Origin of the sequence: Mariniphaga sp., from assembly GCF_041687215.1 — a bacterium.
Taxonomy (GTDB): Bacteria; Bacteroidota; Bacteroidia; order Bacteroidales; family Prolixibacteraceae; genus Mariniphaga.
Genome location: NZ_JAWLCI010000086.1, coordinates 1 through 17,407 on the forward strand (window position 1 = coordinate 1; position 17,407 = coordinate 17,407).

Annotated in this window: 19 protein-coding genes and 1 tRNA gene; 8 read left to right on the forward strand and 12 right to left on the reverse strand. The window is 39.9% G+C overall.

Translation table 11 applies throughout. From position 1 onward, the window contains the following. Positions 1-64: 64 nt before the first annotated feature. The 8 genes from ACESMA_RS19815 to ACESMA_RS19850 form a co-directional block, all read right to left on the reverse strand. Positions 65-151: transfer RNA gene (locus ACESMA_RS19815), tRNA-Ser, on the reverse strand. A gap of 371 nt (positions 152-522) precedes the next feature. Continuing rightward, positions 523-1,386, reverse strand: a complete 864-nt coding sequence (locus ACESMA_RS19820) for a universal stress protein (RefSeq protein WP_372950609.1) — start codon at positions 1,384-1,386, stop codon at positions 523-525. Between the two features lie 39 nt (positions 1,387-1,425). Continuing rightward, positions 1,426-1,620: a hypothetical protein gene (locus ACESMA_RS19825; RefSeq protein ID WP_372950610.1), complete on the reverse strand. Its 195-nt coding sequence runs from the start codon at positions 1,618-1,620 to the stop codon at positions 1,426-1,428. 1 nt (position 1,621) lies between these two features. Then, on the reverse strand, positions 1,622-1,990 hold the full coding sequence (locus ACESMA_RS19830) for a phage holin family protein (RefSeq protein WP_372950611.1): 369 nt from the start codon (positions 1,988-1,990) through the stop codon (positions 1,622-1,624). 52 nt (positions 1,991-2,042) lie between these two features. After that, positions 2,043-2,330, reverse strand: a complete 288-nt coding sequence (locus tag ACESMA_RS19835; RefSeq protein WP_372950612.1) for a YtxH domain-containing protein — start codon at positions 2,328-2,330, stop codon at positions 2,043-2,045. Between the two features lie 218 nt (positions 2,331-2,548). Further along, on the reverse strand, positions 2,549-2,953 hold the full coding sequence (locus tag ACESMA_RS19840) for a hypothetical protein (RefSeq protein ID WP_372950613.1): 405 nt from the start codon (positions 2,951-2,953) through the stop codon (positions 2,549-2,551). An 80-nt stretch (positions 2,954-3,033) separates the two neighbouring features. Next, positions 3,034-4,383 (reverse strand): sigma-54-dependent transcriptional regulator, encoded by a 1,350-nt coding sequence (locus ACESMA_RS19845; RefSeq protein WP_372950614.1) that lies wholly within the window; start codon positions 4,381-4,383, stop codon positions 3,034-3,036. 43 nt (positions 4,384-4,426) lie between these two features. After that, entirely contained in the window at positions 4,427-6,859 is a 2,433-nt protein-coding gene (locus tag ACESMA_RS19850; RefSeq protein ID WP_372950615.1) for an ATP-binding protein, read from the reverse strand. A 107-nt stretch (positions 6,860-6,966) separates the two neighbouring features. On the opposite strand from ACESMA_RS19850, the gene ACESMA_RS19855 reads away from it, so the two are divergent. Continuing rightward, the gene (locus ACESMA_RS19855) at positions 6,967-7,644 is read left to right on the forward strand and encodes a DUF1080 domain-containing protein (RefSeq protein WP_372950616.1); all 678 of its coding nucleotides are present in this window, start codon (positions 6,967-6,969) and stop codon (positions 7,642-7,644) included. Between the two features lie 19 nt (positions 7,645-7,663). On the opposite strand, the gene ACESMA_RS19860 is transcribed toward ACESMA_RS19855, so the two are convergent. Beyond that, on the reverse strand, positions 7,664-9,214 hold the full coding sequence (locus ACESMA_RS19860) for an AbgT family transporter (protein WP_372950617.1): 1,551 nt from the start codon (positions 9,212-9,214) through the stop codon (positions 7,664-7,666). A gap of 186 nt (positions 9,215-9,400) precedes the next feature. Between ACESMA_RS19860 and tsaA the strand changes: the two genes are divergently transcribed. From tsaA to ACESMA_RS19880, 4 genes are all read left to right on the forward strand, one after another. Continuing rightward, positions 9,401-9,877 carry a tRNA (N6-threonylcarbamoyladenosine(37)-N6)-methyltransferase TrmO gene (gene tsaA, locus ACESMA_RS19865; protein WP_372950618.1) on the forward strand — a complete coding sequence of 159 codons (477 nt, stop codon included), beginning with the start codon at positions 9,401-9,403 and terminating at the stop codon, positions 9,875-9,877. A 105-nt stretch (positions 9,878-9,982) separates the two neighbouring features. Further along, a complete protein-coding gene (locus ACESMA_RS19870; RefSeq protein WP_372950619.1) occupies positions 9,983-11,137 on the forward strand; it encodes a metallophosphoesterase in 1,155 nt (384 codons plus the stop codon). A gap of 95 nt (positions 11,138-11,232) precedes the next feature. Next, entirely contained in the window at positions 11,233-11,838 is a 606-nt protein-coding gene (locus tag ACESMA_RS19875) for a beta-phosphoglucomutase family hydrolase (RefSeq protein WP_372950621.1), read from the forward strand. Beyond that, a complete protein-coding gene (locus tag ACESMA_RS19880) occupies positions 11,823-12,752 on the forward strand; it encodes an AEC family transporter (RefSeq protein WP_372950622.1) in 930 nt (309 codons plus the stop codon). Before ACESMA_RS19875 ends, ACESMA_RS19880 begins: the two co-directional genes overlap by 16 nt. On the opposite strand, the gene ACESMA_RS19885 is transcribed toward ACESMA_RS19880, so the two are convergent. The 3 genes from ACESMA_RS19885 to glyA form a co-directional block, all read right to left on the reverse strand. Continuing rightward, complete coding sequence (locus ACESMA_RS19885; protein ID WP_372950623.1) at positions 12,742-13,662, reverse strand: CobW family GTP-binding protein; 921 nt, start codon at positions 13,660-13,662, stop codon at positions 12,742-12,744. The genes ACESMA_RS19880 and ACESMA_RS19885 overlap by 11 nt on opposite strands. A gap of 97 nt (positions 13,663-13,759) precedes the next feature. Further along, positions 13,760-14,515, reverse strand: coding sequence for a sulfite exporter TauE/SafE family protein (locus tag ACESMA_RS19890; protein ID WP_372950624.1), 756 nt, complete (start codon positions 14,513-14,515; stop codon positions 13,760-13,762). A 99-nt stretch (positions 14,516-14,614) separates the two neighbouring features. Further along, positions 14,615-15,895 (reverse strand): serine hydroxymethyltransferase, encoded by a 1,281-nt coding sequence (gene glyA / locus ACESMA_RS19895; RefSeq protein WP_372950625.1) that lies wholly within the window; start codon positions 15,893-15,895, stop codon positions 14,615-14,617. A gap of 145 nt (positions 15,896-16,040) precedes the next feature. On the opposite strand from glyA, the gene ACESMA_RS19900 reads away from it, so the two are divergent. The 3 genes from ACESMA_RS19900 to ACESMA_RS19910 all read left to right on the forward strand — a co-directional run bounded on the left by ACESMA_RS19900 (position 16,041) and on the right by ACESMA_RS19910 (position 17,262). Beyond that, the gene (locus tag ACESMA_RS19900) at positions 16,041-16,301 is read left to right on the forward strand and encodes a UPF0175 family protein (protein WP_372950626.1); all 261 of its coding nucleotides are present in this window, start codon (positions 16,041-16,043) and stop codon (positions 16,299-16,301) included. Further along, the gene (locus tag ACESMA_RS19905) at positions 16,282-16,791 is read left to right on the forward strand and encodes a DUF3368 domain-containing protein (RefSeq protein WP_372950627.1); all 510 of its coding nucleotides are present in this window, start codon (positions 16,282-16,284) and stop codon (positions 16,789-16,791) included. Before ACESMA_RS19900 ends, ACESMA_RS19905 begins: the two co-directional genes overlap by 20 nt. Before the next feature lie 63 nt (positions 16,792-16,854). Then, positions 16,855-17,262 carry a hypothetical protein gene (locus tag ACESMA_RS19910; protein ID WP_372950628.1) on the forward strand — a complete coding sequence of 136 codons (408 nt, stop codon included), beginning with the start codon at positions 16,855-16,857 and terminating at the stop codon, positions 17,260-17,262. Positions 17,263-17,407 lie beyond the last annotated feature (145 nt).

Here is a 17,407-nt window from a genome sequence, read left to right on the forward strand (position 1 = left end):
CGACCCCCTGCTCCCAAAGCAGGTGCGCTAACCGGACTGCGCTATACCCCGAAATTATTTAAAGCGGTGAGGGGGGGATTCGAACCCCCGGTACGGTTACCCGTACGGCAGTTTAGCAAACTGCTGGTTTCAGCCACTCACCCACCTCACCTTTTTTACTATTTTTAAAGAACGTACGGTCAGTTTAGCATCCGCCGACAGGCGGATCAGCCACTCACCCATCTCACCTTTAACTATTTTTTAATACGTATGGTAAGTTCAGTATCCGTCAGTTGGAGGATTACTTACTCACCATGCATTATCTTGTGGAAAAGCTGCCAAATACTTTCTTAAGAAAGTTAAGCTTCCTTTGTTTTTCAAACTTTTTAAGAACGACTGTTTTTTTGTGCGTGCAAATGTATTAATTGTTTTTTCATTACCAAAATCTTTTTTCAGGCAAAAATATCTTTTCGGTAAAAAAATAACCGGTCTGAAACTGTTTTAAAAGCCAGGCCGGTTTGCAAAACCAACAAGTTATAAATTCTAATCTTGATGATAAACCAAAACCGGTTTATGAAAATGGGTAAGGACATTTCTGGTATCGCTAGAAGAAAAAATTTCTTCAAAAAAACCTCTTTTTTCTTTCAGCAAAACAAGTAAATCAGGATCTGTTTCATTCGAAAGTTCCTCAATGGCCGAAATGATGTCTTTTTGAGATTTTAAACTAAATACCAGATTTTCATGTTCCACTTCTTGTTGAATCCATTCTCTGAAACCCAACCATTTCAATTTTTCATCGAAACCAAAATCTTTTTCATTGTGTAAAATGGTAATTCTTGTCCCTTCAGAATACTTTAATAATTCAACTAAATGTTTGATATTTTTTAAATCTTCCTGATGAAAATCGGTTGCAAACAAAACTTCCTTTAAAACGGAATGCCTTGAATTTTCAGGGATTACATACACCGGGCAACTTACATTTTCGATAAGATTGGGATAACCAACCAAACCTCCGGTTGCCTCGGAATAACTTTGATGATTACTGATGAGCAAAATTAAATCGGAAGAACGATCCAATTCCTCTTCTACAACATCTACACGGTTTATTTCCGTTATTTTTAACTCGAAAGGTACTTTTACCGTGTGTTTTTTTATGTAGTCGTCAGCCACTTCGCGTATTTTCGTTTCGGCAACTTCAAACTCCTTTTCGGCATTTTTTTCAACGGCAACCAGGGCCGGATCTGCAGGGCCCGATGACCCTACCATAAACGATTGCCGCATCCAGTCGAAATCGAAAACATATACAATCTTAAGACTCCTTTTCGACCGGTTGCTGAATGAAAAAGCATAGGCAATCAGGTCTTCCATATTTTTATAAGAGTCGAGCAGTAATAAGTTTGTTTTCATTTCCAATGCAGCTTCTAATTAAAAAAATCTAAATCAGTTCTACTTTCGCTTTCCGTGAATAAGCTGGAGTATCAGGTGTGACCCAAACTGAAATGCCAGATCGCGTAACTTGTCGGTTAAATTGTCAACTATATCGGCAGTAGAACCTGCAATTTCTTTTTCGTATAACCTTTCCTGATATTCCAGCTTTTGCTTCATCAGTTGCAGTTCCCGCATATTTTTCAGTGCTTTCATTCTAATTTTGTTTTTCTTCATCGTCATCTTCAAATAATATTTCCGAGAAATTTTTCAAAACCGAAGTGGTTACAATTTGTTTTCGGAAGAGGATAAAAATAAACGCCAGAAGAATGAGAACGCCTCCGGCAATGAGCAAACCGGCTACATAATTATTATATGTTTCGCCATACCATACGGCAAATGCGGTGGCTGCAAAACCAATAACCAACATTAAAAACATTAACACAACCAGAAATGTAAAAAGATAGGAGGTAAAACGTGTGGTTTTCTCCAAAAAACGGAGTTTCACCAAATCGATTTTAGCCTGCACGTAACTTTTTACCGATCCATTGAGTTCGCCCAAATTTTTTGTTAAATCTTTGCTCATTGCTCAAAAAATAATTAAGTGTTAATAAGTATGGTTACTGGCAATTATTACATCAGGCTGTTTGTGCAGAAGCTTTTTCTTTTACTTTTTCTTTTACTTTCGCTTCGGCTTCTTTAGCTTTTCCCCGCATTTCGGTAACCACTTCGTTAACCTGGTCTTTCAGGTGATCTACTTTTTCACTCAATGTTTCGGTAATGTCTTTCGATACATTTTTTACTTTTTTTGAAATGTCTTTGCGGGTTTTTTCTCCCTTATCGGGTGCAAGTAAAACTCCGGCTAAAGCTCCTGCTGCAGCGCCTGCAATAAATCCCAGTAATGCGTTTCTTGTTCCTTTATTCATGGTTTTAAATTTTAAATTGTTAATAAATAATTTTTTATCTCGCACACAACAGTGAAAAAAGTGTTCCAGTATCCTCCAAGCCGGCAAAACAAAAACGAACACATTAAATATTAGTTATTTACACGGATGGGGTTCAGGATTAGAATAAATTATTGCGGAAGCATTTCCCCAATGTGTAGAGGGAAAACTGGGTAATTCTACACGCGTGAAGCAGCATTTTATGCTGATTGACCTGTAATCAGAAATTCAATATAGTTATGTGGAAGGGGTTTCACCAAAAAGGAGCTTACCACAGAAAACTGCATGACTTTATTCCGTAAATCGTTGTTGTTTTCACAGGTACAAACAATTACTTCAGGCTTTTTCATGTAATTTTTTAATGACGATATTTTTTCGAGCGATGATAATAACTGACGGCCCATGCTTTTTTCATCGAGTAATATGTAATGCAACTTTTCATTCTGTGTAATTATTTGTTTTTCAAGAAAATGATAAGCACCCCAAAAATCATTAAATCCAAAAAAACAGTGTTCTAAATTTTTGTCGCTTAAGGTTTTTTGCTGATGATTAAGAAAATTCGGGTCGGAGTCGATGCATAATACATTTTTTTTCTTTTGTTTCATCACAACTTGATTTATGAAAAGAGAAATTCAATTTTTATTCCAAAAAAACAAAGTACCCGAAAAGGGCATGAGATTCAGATTTAAATATCAATGCCATATTGTTTTATTTTGTTGTACAGGGTTTTTCTGTCGATTTGAAGTTTTCTGGCTGCTTTGGATTTATTGTAACCGGCATCTTCAATGGCTTTAATAATTAATCCCTTTTCAGCACCCGATGCAACATTTTTCAATGTTTGCTGGTTCTTTTCTATTTTAATGTTTGATCCTTGAAAATCAGGATTGGCTGAATATTGAACAATTTCACCTGGCAGGTTTTCCGACGTAAGAATTTCGTTGGGTGAAAGTAATACCGCTCTTTTAATCACATTTTTCAATTCCCTGATATTGCCAGGCCATTCATATTTCTGAAAAATTTCAATCACTTCATCAGAAAAACCAATAACCTTCATCCCTAATTCATTGTTGGCTTTTTCTCTGAAATGACTGGCAAAGAAAACAATGTCTTCAGGACGTTTACGCAAGGGCGGAAGTACTATCTTAAATTCGTTAATTCTATGCAGCAAATCTTCTCTGAAAAGGTTTTTTTCAACCTGTTCACTTAAATTCTCGTTGGTGGCGGTAATCACCCGCACATCCACTTTCACAGGTTTGTTATCGCCTATGCGTGTTACCGTTTTTTCCTGCAAAACCCTGAGCAACTGAACCTGCACACTGTAACTCAGGTTTCCAATTTCATCGAGAAACAGTGTTCCGCCATGGGCCTGCTGAAAAACGCCGGTTTTATTCTCAAGCGCTCCTGTAAACGAACCTTTTATGTGCCCAAACAGTTCACTTCCTGCCAGTTCTTTGGGAATGGCGCCACAATCGACGGCAACAAACGGTTTTTTATTTCGGCTGCTGTTTTGGTGAATAAACCGCGCAACAAACTCTTTTCCTGTACCAGTTTCACCTTCAATTAGAACCGACATTCCTGTGGGCGCAACTTTAGCGGCAAATTTTACTGCCTGTTTGAAAACCGGGCTTTCGCCCATCAAAAATTCATTGTCAAATTCAGGTTCGGAAGGGGTTTTAACATCTCCTGAAAGTTTTCGTGCAAGGCTTACTATTTCCTCGTGCTGCAGCGGTTTGGTCATATAATCATAAGCTCCTTGTTTCATGAGCTTTACAGCCATGCGAACGTCGGCATAAGCAGTTATAATAACAACCGGACTTTGAATATTCATCCGTTTTACTTCCTTCAGAATTTCCATTCCGTCTTTATCGGGCAATCTGAAATCGCACAAAATAAGATCGAAAGTTTTCTTTTTCAACAACTTCAGACCGGCATTTCCTGAAAATGCAACATCTGCCTGAAACCCTTTGTTAACAAGTTGTTTCTGGATGGTTTTACAAATAAATGTGTCGTCGTCAATTATGAGAATTCCTGCCATTGGTTTCTGCCGTTTAAACAAAACTAACTAAAACTTTGCAGATTCAGTTGCCACCTTCCGGAATTTTGATATTTTCAGCCAAACGAATTGATTTGTCAATTTCATCCGCTGTTTTAAGTGCCAGCTTTTTCACAGGTTCATAATTTTTTTGACGAAGTGTAAGTTCTTCGAGTTTTACCAGATTATTTACCAACGGCACCAGTCCAAAATACCTGAAGGACGGAATAACCTTATGAGCTTTTTTCCCAATTTCTTTCCAGCTTTCGTTTTTCACCGCTTCTCTGAATGTGGCAGAAGCATCTTTGGCTCCTTCAATAAAAGTATCAATCATTTGGTTGAAAAAAGCCAGGTCCCCACCTGCTGTTTGCATTAGCATGGAAGTATCGAAACCATCGGTTTTTAATATTTTATTTTCACGTAAAAAAGGGCTGGTAACTTTTTTGGGCAATGTATGTTCCATGTTCAGCAAATTGCAAATTTTATTGTATAACTCTTCCTCCCTGAAAGGTTTCAAAATATATCCGTCAAATCCGCTGTTCATGTATTTTTGAATATCACTTTCCATAATATTTGCGGTAACTGCCAGCATTTTTGTATGACTATTTGGATTTTTGGAATCTTCCTTTACCTGTTTCAGCACTTCAACCCCCGAAAACCCGGGCATTTGAATATCGAGCAAAACCATATCAAATTTTTCACTCCGCAGCAAGTCAAGCGCTTCATTCCCGTCATATGCCAGTTCGAATGACACATTCCAATCTTTCAAAATGGATTCGCCCAGTAAAATATTGTGCTCGTCGTCATCGGCATACAAAATGCGCTTTCCTTTCAGCAGGTCAAAATCAACTCCATAATTTTTTTCATCCTGAACAGAAATAACAGATTCAGTTTTTTCGAACGGAATAACAACAGTAAATTTCGAGCCGGTACCAAGGTTGCTTTCCACATGCAGCCTTCCATTCAGCAAATCAACTAATTTTCTCACAATGGTTAATCCCAGGCCAGCTCCCTTTCTTTTTTTTTCGCTTCCAAGTTGCGACTGGGTAAATTCATCGAATATTTTATCCAGGTCATCTTTGGAAATTCCAATTCCGGTGTCTTCCACATCAAACCGAAGAAAAACCTTTTTAGTTGTGTCCCTTTCGCGAAAAACCCGGATTGAAACTTTCCCTTCATCTGTAAACTTTATGGCATTTCCGGTCAGATTCATCAAAATTTGTTTAATACGAAACGGATCGCCAACCAATACCTCAGGAACATTGTTTTCGATGTAATATTCAAATTCAAGCCGGCTTTCTCTTGCACGGAACAACATCGAATCATAAACATTCCGAACCAAATCATGAGAATTAAAAGGAACTTCTTCCATGTAAACCCTGCCCATTTCAAGTTTAAACAGAAACAGAACATCGTTTACCAGCGAGAGTAGGTGCTCTGACGATTGCTGAATCAGATGGCTGAATTTTTTTTGTTTGGGTGACAATTCTGTTTTGTTGAGCAGTCCGGTAAAACCAATTATAGCGTTTAGCGGAGTTCTGATTTCGTGACTCATGCTGGCCAAGAAAACTGACTTGGCTTTATCGGCTTCTTCTGCCAGACTTTTGGCTTTTACAAGTTTTTTTTCAATCTCCTTCTCTTTGGTAACATCCTGAAGAATTAGCGCACCGCCAACAACCTCCATATCAATGCCTTGCACAGGAGTTGCACTAATGTAATAAATGTGTTTTTTAATGCGGACTTCACCTTCCGAAATTTTTCCGTCGAGCGCGTTTCTGTAAAAAGGGAAAAGTCGTTTTTGTGTTTTTTCATCGAAAACTTCGAATAGGGATTTTCCGGTAAAATCGGCATTTGTAAGGCCTAACCGCTCCTTTTCGCGACCGCCGGCCAGCACATGCCTGAATTTGGTATCGAAAAGATATACATCCATTCCAGGAAGATTTTCAATCAGAATCTCGCGATAATCCTCCAGTTCAGAAGGGGTTTGCAAGGAAAATACCAATCCGGCAGAAATAATTTCAGATGCTTTCCCCACTGTAATTTTCTCAAGCAAAAAACGCACGGGCAATTTTAGCCCGTTTTTCGAAATGATTTCTGAATGAAAAGATTGTGGCTCTCCGGATTTCAACAACAATTCTGTTTTTTGCCTGAACTCGTCAAATTTCGGCTTCGAAAAAAAAGAATTCACAGCAGGCAATAAATCCATTTTTCGGGTTCCGAAAATATTTTCAAACGAACCTATAAAACGAATAACCTCATATTGCCTGTTAAAATAGAACATCGCATCCTGTTTTAACCCCTGGTCGGAAAAATCCAGTTCTTCTTCCTGCTCTTCCAAACGCGCAGTTTTAATCCGGTGGCTCAGCATTTCAAGCGATTTGTCGAGTTCTGTTAACTTTTCCAAATCAACATTTGCCCCTTTCAGCCCTGAAATGAGTTTGCTAATCTGATCCAGTTGCCTGTTTAAGTATTCATTCATAGCTATAAAGGTAAAAGGAAAAAGGTTATCAAAAAAGTTCAATTCGTTGTTATTTATGAAAAGATAGGCTAACTTGCCATAAATTTAAAAAGCAAAAGTTTAAAACAATGGCTAAACTATCTTCTGCATTTACCAGAATTCTTGCAATCCTTTATTTTACAATCCTTTTAATTTCTGCGGGTTGTGGAAATAGTTCCGGAAAACAGGAAACAAAAAAAACACAACCCAAAAGTGCCGATCCGGGTTGGACATTACTTTTTGATGGCGAAACACTTAACGGGTGGGAAGTTACCCAGTTCGGCACCCAGGGGCCGGTGCAGGTTTCTGATGGAAACATTGTGTTGGGCATGGGCGATGGTTGTTCGGGAGTAACCTGGAAAGGTGATTTCCCGAAAATGAATTACGAAGTAAAACTGGAGGCCAAAAAAGTGTCTGGCAACGATTTTTTCTGCGGAATGACTTTTCCAGTTGGTGAATCGTTTTGCTCCTTTATTGTTGGCGGTTGGGGAGGTCCGGTGGTTGGCCTGAGCAGTATTGACGGACTGGATGCATCGGACAATGAAACACGTACCCTGAAAAAGTTTGAACAAAACACCTGGTACAAAATTCACCTGAAAGTATCGGAAGAAAAAATTGAAGCATGGATTGATGGCGAACAAATTGTTGATTTCAACTTTACCGGCAGAAAACTTTCCATCAGGCCCGAAGTAAACCTTTCCAAACCCTTTGGAATTTGTTCGTGGGTAACCACTGCAGCACTGCGTAATATTCAGCTAAAACAATAAATACATGAAAAATAGAATCTTATACAAAAATTCCTTCGCCCACTCCAATGGGTAAATCGAGCCAGAACCAGATAAAAAGCAACACAACCCACATTACAAATAGAACTACGGCGTAAGGGACGAGTAACGACAGAATTGTTCCAATTCCAACACTTTTATCGTATTTTCTTACCCATCCGATGAGTAGCGGAAAATAGACATACAACGGGCTGATGGAATTAGTTATTGAATCGCCAACGCGGTACATTAATTGAATGAAAGCCGCGCTGTAACCCAACTGTGAAAGCATGGGGATAAAAATTGGCGCAAAAATGGCCCATTTAGCCGAACCGCTGCCTATAAAAATATTCAGAAAGGCAACTAAAGTCATGTACATGGTAAACATGAGCGGACCGGTTAATCCGGTTGATTTAAGAAACTCAGCGCCGTTTATTGCCAAAATAGTATCGAGCCGGCTCCAGCTAAACAGATTGATAAACTGCGCCACAACCAGCATCAGCACAATGTAACCAGAAAGGTCTTTCATTCCCTGTTCCATAAACTGAAGCAAATCGTCAGGCTTTTTAATGCTGCCGGTAATTTTCCCATAAACGTATCCCGGAATGGCAAAAAAGAAAAACAGGATGGGCACCAGCCCACGTAAAAACGGCGAAGGAACTATTCCTCCGGTTTCCTGGTTACGCAACGGTGCATTGGCAGGTATCAAAAGCACCAGTATAATTGCAGTAAAAACCAGCAAAGACAAACCGGCATAACGCAATGCTTTTTTTTCTGTTGCCGTAAGTTTTGGCGCCTCATCATACGATTCTATTGAGTTGTCTCCAATGGTAAAACCACGGGTGCGGGGAATGGTAAACCGGGAGGCCACAAAAGCGCCGCCCACACCAAGCAACAAGGTAGAAACAATCATAAAATACCAGTTGGCAGTGGCACTCACTTCAATGGAAGGATCGATTTGCTGAACCACTTCGGTACTGATTCCTGCCAGCAGAACATCTGTTCCGGCAATAAAAAAATTGGCCGTAAAACCGGCAGTTGCACCGGCATAACCGGCAATTAGCCCGGCAATCGGGTGCAGTCCCATCTGGGCAAAAATAAGTGCCGCAATGGGCGGAACAATCACCACACCGGCATCGGAACCAATGTTACCACAGGCACCGATTATAAAAATTACAGGCAAAACAATTTTTCGCGGAACAGCAAATGCCATGGTACGTAAAATAATGGTGAGCAATCCGCTGCGTTCGGCTACCGAAACTCCCATTAACATAACCAATACCAAACCAAATGGCGCAAAATGGGCAAAGTTTGTTACCATCTCTTCCAGAAACCGTCGCAATCCCCAACCCGAAATCAGGTTTTGAGGTTTGACGACTTCTCCGGTTCCCGGATCAACCGCGCTAATTCCGATAAACGCTGTTAGTGCGCTGAGAACAATAATAAATCCGATTATCCAGACAAACAACCAAAACGGATGAGGCAGCTTGTTCCCCAAAAGTTCAATCCATTTTAGCACTCCTGTGCTTTTTGGTTGTAAATCAGCTTGCTGTTTTTCGTTCTGTTTTGCCATAAATGTTTTCTTTACTGTCTTTTATGTAAAAAATCAAAATGGTGCGCAAAATCGGAAATTTATTTAAACCAGAAAAGAATAAAAGCAAAAAATCAGGAAAAACAGTTCTGGTATTGTTATATAAATCTGGCTAAAACTGCGATATTAGCTGTGTTTAAAACGTTCAAATCAAAAGTTCAAATCATAATGAATATTGAATACACGCCAATCGGAACAATACGTACGCCGTTCAAAACGAAAAATGGAATGCCCATTCAGCCAGCCGGAGCGGCAGGAATCAGAGGAACAGTTGAATTGAAGAGGGAATTTACTGAAGGGCTGCTGGACCTGGACGGTTTTTCGCATGTAATTCTTATTTATCATTTTGATAAGTCTGATGGGTTCGATTTGCAGGTTACCCCGTTTTTAGACGATAAAGCTCATGGTGTATTTTCCACAAGAGCCCCTAAAAGACCAAATCCAATTGGTATTTCAGTAGTTAAACTTAAACGTATCTCAGATAATATCCTGGAAATTGAAAATGTGGATATGTTGGACGGAACACCGCTTCTCGATATTAAACCTTTTATTCCGGCATTTGATGTTTATGAAGTTGAAAAGACCGGCTGGATGAAACACAATATTAGCCTGAAGGATTTTAAATCTGATAACCGCTTTTATTAATCTGTATCAACCAATTATCCATTTTATTTTTCAACTTAAATATATTCTAAAAAACAAGCTAAACCTTTGTTATAATTTTTGGTTTAAATGTTTAACAAATCAAAAATGAAAGGTAAAACATATATGATATTTTTTGTTATAGTTTTCGCGGTAAACCTGTTGGTAAACCTGTATATTTTTTGGCGGACAAAAGCGATATTTCCTGATGGGAATAATACCTGGTGGATTGCTTCCATTTTATTTTGGCTGGTAGCTTTTTCTTATATAATTGGACGTTTTACTGAGCGTGCCGGAGCCATGGCACTTGCCGAACCGTTTGTAAAAGTTGGTTCCTGGTGGCTGGGAGCCATGGTTTATCTCACTTTGTTGTTTTTACTGGCGGATATTCTTCGCGGAGTAAACAGCCTTTTTAACCTGACAGATTTTTTCAGGTTTTCATGGGCCAGCGAAAAAGGTAGAACTGCTGTTTTTATGGTCTACTCAATTTCAGCAATCATTTTGATTGGAGGCTATTTGAGCGCCCGGATTCCAACTGTAAACCGGATTTCCTTTCAAATAGACAAAACAGTTCCTGATGGGAATCAAAAGGTTGTGCTGGTTTCCGATATTCATCTGGGAATGATGATTTCCAACGGGAAGCTTAACAAAATGGTTCAGCTTGTGAACAACGAAAACGCTGATTTGGTGCTGCTCGCCGGCGATGTTTTCGATGAAGATTTGGGGCCGGTAATTCAAAAAAATATGGGCGATTTGCTGAAAAATCTCCGTGCAAAACATGGTGTTTTTGCCGTTTTGGGGAATCATGAATTTTATGGCAATGCAACCGCAGCCCACGAATATTTGGAAAACCACAACATTACCGTGTTGCGCGACAGTGTTGCAATTCTCCCCAATGGAATTGCCATTATTGGCCGCGAAGATATTACAGCAGAACGCATGTATGGTAAACCGCGAAAAACTTTGAAAGAACTTTTGTCCGGAGTAAATTTGGAAAAACCAGTTTTAATGCTCGACCACCAACCTTACAAACTGGTTGAAGTTGCTGAACACAGCGTGGATTTGCAGGTTTCGGGGCACACCCACAACGGGCAAATGTGGCCGTTTAATTATATTACCGGTGCTATGTTCGAAATCAGCAAAGGATACGGCAAAATAAAAAATACCCATTTTTATGTTTCTTCCGGTTTTGGAACCTGGGGCCCGCCCATCCGCACAAATAGTCGATCTGAGATTGTGGTTATGGAAATTTCGGAGAGATAATTCTCCTTTAACCAATCTTTAATCTTCACCCTAATTCACCGCTTTTCCATCAGCAATCGTCTGTGAAATATTACTTTTGCCGAAAATATGAAGATATGGGATTACATGTTCACCCTGATGCCAGGGCTTTGATATTTGACCTCGACGGAACACTTTCCAACTCGTTGCCGGTGCATGTGGCAACCTGGAACAAGGTTGGCGAACAATACGGATTTAAATTCGACCCGCAAATTGTACACGAAATGACTGGAAGGCCAACCATTGAATTTGCCAAACATATTGTGGAAAAATACAATCTGTCTGCTAATCCGGAAGAGCTTGTAAAGCTTAAACAACGAAACTTCTGGAATTCTGCACAATTACTGGAACCGGTTCTGGAAATCATCTCCATTGTAAAAGAATACCACGGAAAACTACCCATGGCTGTAGGAACTGGCGCCAGTCGAAAAAGTGCCGAAGTGCAGCTTGGTGAACTTCAAATTGCACACTATTTCGATGCCATCGTTTCGGCCGATGATGTAACGAAACATAAACCCAATCCCGATACTTTTCTGAAATGTGCGGAACTAATGGGCGTGGAACCAGAAAAATGTCAGGTTTTTGAAGATGGCGACCTGGGAATTGCAGCCGCAAAAAAAGCAGGAATGATGGTCACCGACGTGCGGCCGCACATCAAATACGGCGAATGGATACATTTATAGTTGCATTTGAAACAGTTTTGCCACTGTTTCTGGTTATTTTAACCGGAACACTATTCGCACGCCTTAAAATGGCTTCGCAAACCTGGGTTGAAATCCTGAATAAATATGCGCTGATCATTGGTTTTCCCGCACTGGTTATCGTTTCAATGCTGCACCTCGAGGGCGAGCTAAAAACATATTTTCCTTTGATTTTGATTAATTCTGCATACATCGTTGCCCTTTTATTACTGGTTTATCCTGTGGCTGCGTTGTTTGGTTTTTCCGGTAAAATGAAACGTTCCCTGTTTCTGATTTTACCTTTCCGGAACATTGCTTACCTTGGTATTCCGATATTGGCCAGCGCATTTGGTGACGAAATTCTCCCGGTTGCAGCCCTGCTATCAGCAGTCTATATTTTTTGGTTGTTAACGCTGGGATTAATTTTGATCGAAGCCCACGGACATGAAAAATTCAGTCTGAAAAAAGTGGGATTAAATTTGATTGGGAATCCGCTGCTCATTTCGGTTTTTGCAGGTATTGCCATCGTGTCGTTTGGAATTTCCCTGCCATCATTTGCCGAACAAACACTTCGCCTTTTTTCGGGCTCGGTTACGGCAGTGGTTTTGTTTTCTTTGGGTATTTTTCTTGGCCTTCAGGATTTTGGAAAACCACGCGAATGGATTCAGGTAACTGTTTTCACAGTAGTTACCATGTTTTTGCTTCCGGCCATTTTTTATGGATTGCTGCGGTTTTCCAGCCTGCCAACCGACCAATTGAAATCAACAGTTTTGGATGCTGCTATGCCACTTGGTCTTACACCCTACGCTTTATCGGTTCAATATCATCTGGAAACCAAACTTTTTGCCCGAATTGTGGTTTTGGGAACATTGCTTTCCATTTTTGTTATTCCACTTTGGATTACGGTTATGGGATGAAATTCTCCAGAGGAAGATTGTCAAGTTTTCCAATAAAAACCAGCGTACTTTTATGCTCCATCACAAGATTTTCTCCTTCTGTTATTTCGAAATTTCCGCCAACTCCCTGAAGAATAAATTCAAACGGTTCGTTTTCGAAACAGAGAATTCCTTTCACCCGGTATATTTCGTTTTTGTAAACATCCAGATTGTAGGCCAGCCAACGGGTGAATTCCTTGCGGTTTACAGGAACAGAAAAACTGAGTGTTTTGGTTTGAATGCCAGCATGCAAATGAGCCGATCCGCGGTCAACAAAAAATCTGTTTTGTTTTTGAATGGAAAATAAATCTAAACCATCCGTTTTCCCATTCTCCGAAAACCAAAAACGGGCAAGCGGATTCGTTTTTTCAGTCTCTTTTTTAACCTTTTCTCTTTCTGCTGGTTGAAATTTTTCCGATTTGGTGACCACCACATCATCCGCTAAGGAAAGCTGTTTCAGGGAAATTTCGGGTTCAGGCTGAGATTCGTAATTCTGTGCATCCAAAATGCAAATAGTTCCATTAAAAGTGTAAAGTTCTTTCAACTGTTCTTCCCGGAAAAACGGACGAATTACACCTGACGGGTCGGCAATTCCAGTTGTTTCAATCAGCAGGTGCTGCACATGCGGAAAACGTTCGGCCAGTTCCTGCAAAACCAATTCATATTCATTGGTAATGGTGCAGCAAATGCAACCCTGTTTTAATTCGAAAAGCTGACTGGTGTCCACCCCTTTTATCAGTTTGGTATCAATGGCTATATCTCCGAATTCATTCTCTACCAGCGCAAATTGTACCTCTGGATACCTTTTCAGCAAATAATTGATAAATGTAGTTTTCCCGGACCCAAGAAAGCCGGTTACCACAGTCACTGCTATTTTATCTTTTTGCATCATAAGACAAGTTTCAGGTTATTGGTCATCAGTCATCGGATTTCCATCTTCCTTCTTCCGTCTCCGGGTTTCGGACTTCCGACTTCCGACTTCCCCCTTCCTACCCAAAAACTCCAAACAAATTCAGAATAACCAAAATAAGTGCAAAAATTAATACGAATCGCACATATTTTGCTCCCCCTTTTACAGTAAAATGAACGCCCAACCAGGCGCCGGCCATGTTTCCTGCTGAAAGGATAAGTCCGGCCAGCCAGTTTGCCTGTCCGTAAGCCATAAAAATCCCGATAATAAAGATGGTATAAATCAACACAATAAAAACTTTTACTGCATTGGCTTTTACAAGGTTGTATCCACACCCGAGTACAAGCCCTGCCAGCAGAAAAAACCCAACTCCCATCTGAATAAAACCTCCGTAAACTCCAATAAAAAAGAATAGTGCGTATTGCCACACGGTTGGTTTGGGGTTTACCTTTTCTGCATGTTCAGCAATCCACGCTCCTGGTTTTAAAACCACCAGAAGAAGCATCACCACCATTAAACCGGCAATAATTTTTTCAAGCAGTTCCACGTTAATTTCAACGGCGATTAAAGCCCCTGCAACAGAACCAATAATGGCAGGAATTACAAGCCGGATATCAGAAGAAAGCTGAAATACTTTCTTTTGTTTGAATATAACTACCCCGATAATACTTTGGAACAAAATCCCAATCCGGTTGGTTCCATTGGCTACATTGGCCGGAAGTCCTAAAAACATTAGAAGCGGAAGTGTAAGCACCGAACCGCCACCAGCAGTTGTGTTAATAAAACCGGCAACCAGTCCGGTTCCCAGCAGCGCTAAAATGATGTACCATTCCATCCGTAGTTTAACGTTTACTGTTCAAAGGTTAAAGTAAACAATGTACTTCAGTAATTTGGCCCATTCAGACAGTTTACACATTCAACTTTAAGCTCTGAACTAATAAGCGAACAGTGGATAATCTTTCATCATCTGGTGCACTTTTTCACCCACTGCTTTTATCATTTTTTCGTCGTCAATGTTGGAAATTACGTCGTCAATTAGCTGAACAACAACCGGCATCAAATTTTCTTTTACGCCGCGGGTCGTGATGGCTGGTGTTCCCACGCGAAGCCCGGAGGTTTGAAATGGCGAACGGCTGTCGAACGGAACCATGTTTTTATTCACCGTAATATCTGCCTGAACGAGTGTATTTTCAACCTGTTTTCCGGTAATTCCCGGGAATTTGGTTCGCAGGTCGATGAGCATGGAATGGTTGTCGGTACCGCCGGATATAACTTTGTAACCCAACTCAATAAACGCTTTGGCCATAACCTGTGCATTTTTCTGAACCTGCTTCTGGTACTCTTTAAATTCAGGTGCCAGCGCTTCGCCAAATGCAACTGCTTTTGATGCAATTACATGCTCCAGCGGCCCGCCCTGCTGCCCGGGAAAAACAGCCGAATCGAACAGCGACGACATGGTGCGTACTACACTTTTCGGAGTTTTCACACCCCACGGATTTTCAAAGTCTTTGCCCATTAAAATGATTCCGCCACGCGGCCCGCGCAACGTTTTGTGGGTGGTAGAAGTTACAACATGTGCGTATTTCACCGGATTTTCCAACAGTTCAGCGGCAATCAGTCCGGCAGGGTGAGCCATGTCAATCATTAGTAGGGCGCCCACTTTATCGGCAATTTCTCGCATCCGTTTGTAGTCCCACTCACGGCTGTAAGCCGATGCTCCGCCAATTATCAATTTTGGTTTGTGTTCCAGCGCCAGGGCTTCCATTTCGTCGTAATCTACCAATCCGGTGTCTTCTTTTACCTTGTAGGCAACCGGATTATAAAGAATACCCGAGCTATTCACCGGCGAACCGTGAGAAAGGTGGCCGCCGTGCGAAAGGTCGAGCCCCAAAAAAGTATCGCCCGGTTTCATGATAACGCTTAAAACAGCCTGGTTGGCCTGCGCTCCGGAGTGCGGTTGCACGTTGGCCCACTCGGCGCCGTACAATTCCTTGATGCGGTCGATGGCCAGTTGTTCTGTTTGGTCCACAAACTGGCAACCACCGTAATACCTGCGGCCGGGATAGCCTTCGGCGTATTTATTGGTCATAACAGAGCCCATGGCTTCCAGCACCTGGTCGCTCACAAAATTTTCGGAAGCGATTAACTCTATTCCCCCCAACTGACGTTCCCGTTCTTTCTGAATGATGTCAAAAACCAGCGTATCTCTCTTCATTTGTGCATAAACTTTGAAATTCAGCCCAAAGGTAACACATTTTAAAAAAGCCATTGGTTGATGCTGTTGGGAAAAATGAACTATTTTTGAACAATTAAAATTGAATTTATTTGGCTAAATTTGAATCTTCAATAAAAATATAGAAATGAATACTCAGACCATTTCAATAGAATTTCCTTCTGATATTCTTTTAACATTAAATGAATCAGAAGAAGAGTTGGGACATCAACTGAAGGTCTTATTTGCCGCAAAACTTTATTTACAGCAGAAAGTTACCATTGGAAAAGCAGCTCAAATTGCAGGATTAAAAAAATTCGAATTTGAAAATTGGCTCGCCGAAAATGAAATTCCAATTTCATTTCTAAGCTATGATGATATTTTAAAAGATGCAGAAAAACTTTTCTAATATCAAACAAGGACTCGTTATTGCAGACACAGGCCCCATTATTTCTCTTGCTGCGATTAAAAAGCTTGAATTATTAGATACCATGTTTGATGAAGTATTCATTTCTAAAGCTGTTTGGGATGAACTTAATGAAAACAAAAATTCCATTGAATTTGATATCATTGAAAAATATTTCAAAACAAAAGTCAGAAAAATAAATAGTATTAATAATCTGACATTTATAATGGATTATGGTGAATCTGAATCGGTTATCTTATATAGAGAACTGAATGCCCATTTTTTACTAATTGATGATAAAAAAGATCGAAAAATAGCTGAAAACTTTCAGGCTGAGTGCATTGGTACAATTGGAATTTTAATTGCTGCAAAAAAAACGGGTCAAATAAAAAAGTTAAAACCCTATTTTGTTAAACTTCTTAAAAACAAAAGATATTATAGCAAAAGCCTGCTGAACAGGATACTTGCAGATAATCATGAAGGTTCTTTATAAAATAAAACCTTTTATATACCAAAATTTCAGTAAAGAATATTTGACGTAAAATCATAAAATAAATTGAGAAAATTTTATAAATCAAAACAACGTCCCCCGTTATTAAGCGCTTTGTGCCTGTTATCTTTTATTGGCAGTAGTATTGGTTTTATCGGTTATTTTCTGGCCGCGCTATTTTTTGAAAAAACATCGGAACTCATCATAAAATATTCATCGTGGCACAGCACAGACGCCATTTCTCCGGTTTATTTTACGTTGCTTATGGCGTTATTTGCAATCTCGTTAACCGGGGCAATCCGCATGTGGAAACTGCACTGCGATGGTTTTTTCCTTTATGTTTTTGCCCAACTTGCTATTCTTTTTGTTCCGGTTTTGTGGATTGACTGGCAGGCTTTTTCAACTACCAATGCCATTTTTACCTTGGTTTTTGTGGGGGGGTATGGATTGAACTGGAAAGTTTTCAGAAAATGAAAAGAATCCTATACTAAAATCCGAATTTTCAACTTCTAGTTATTAACTATCAAACATCTTTTTGGTAATTTTTTTCGGTATAAATCCAGTTAAAAAGAAATTTAAATTACCGGATCATTTCCATTAAAATTAATTTAAAAGTTTT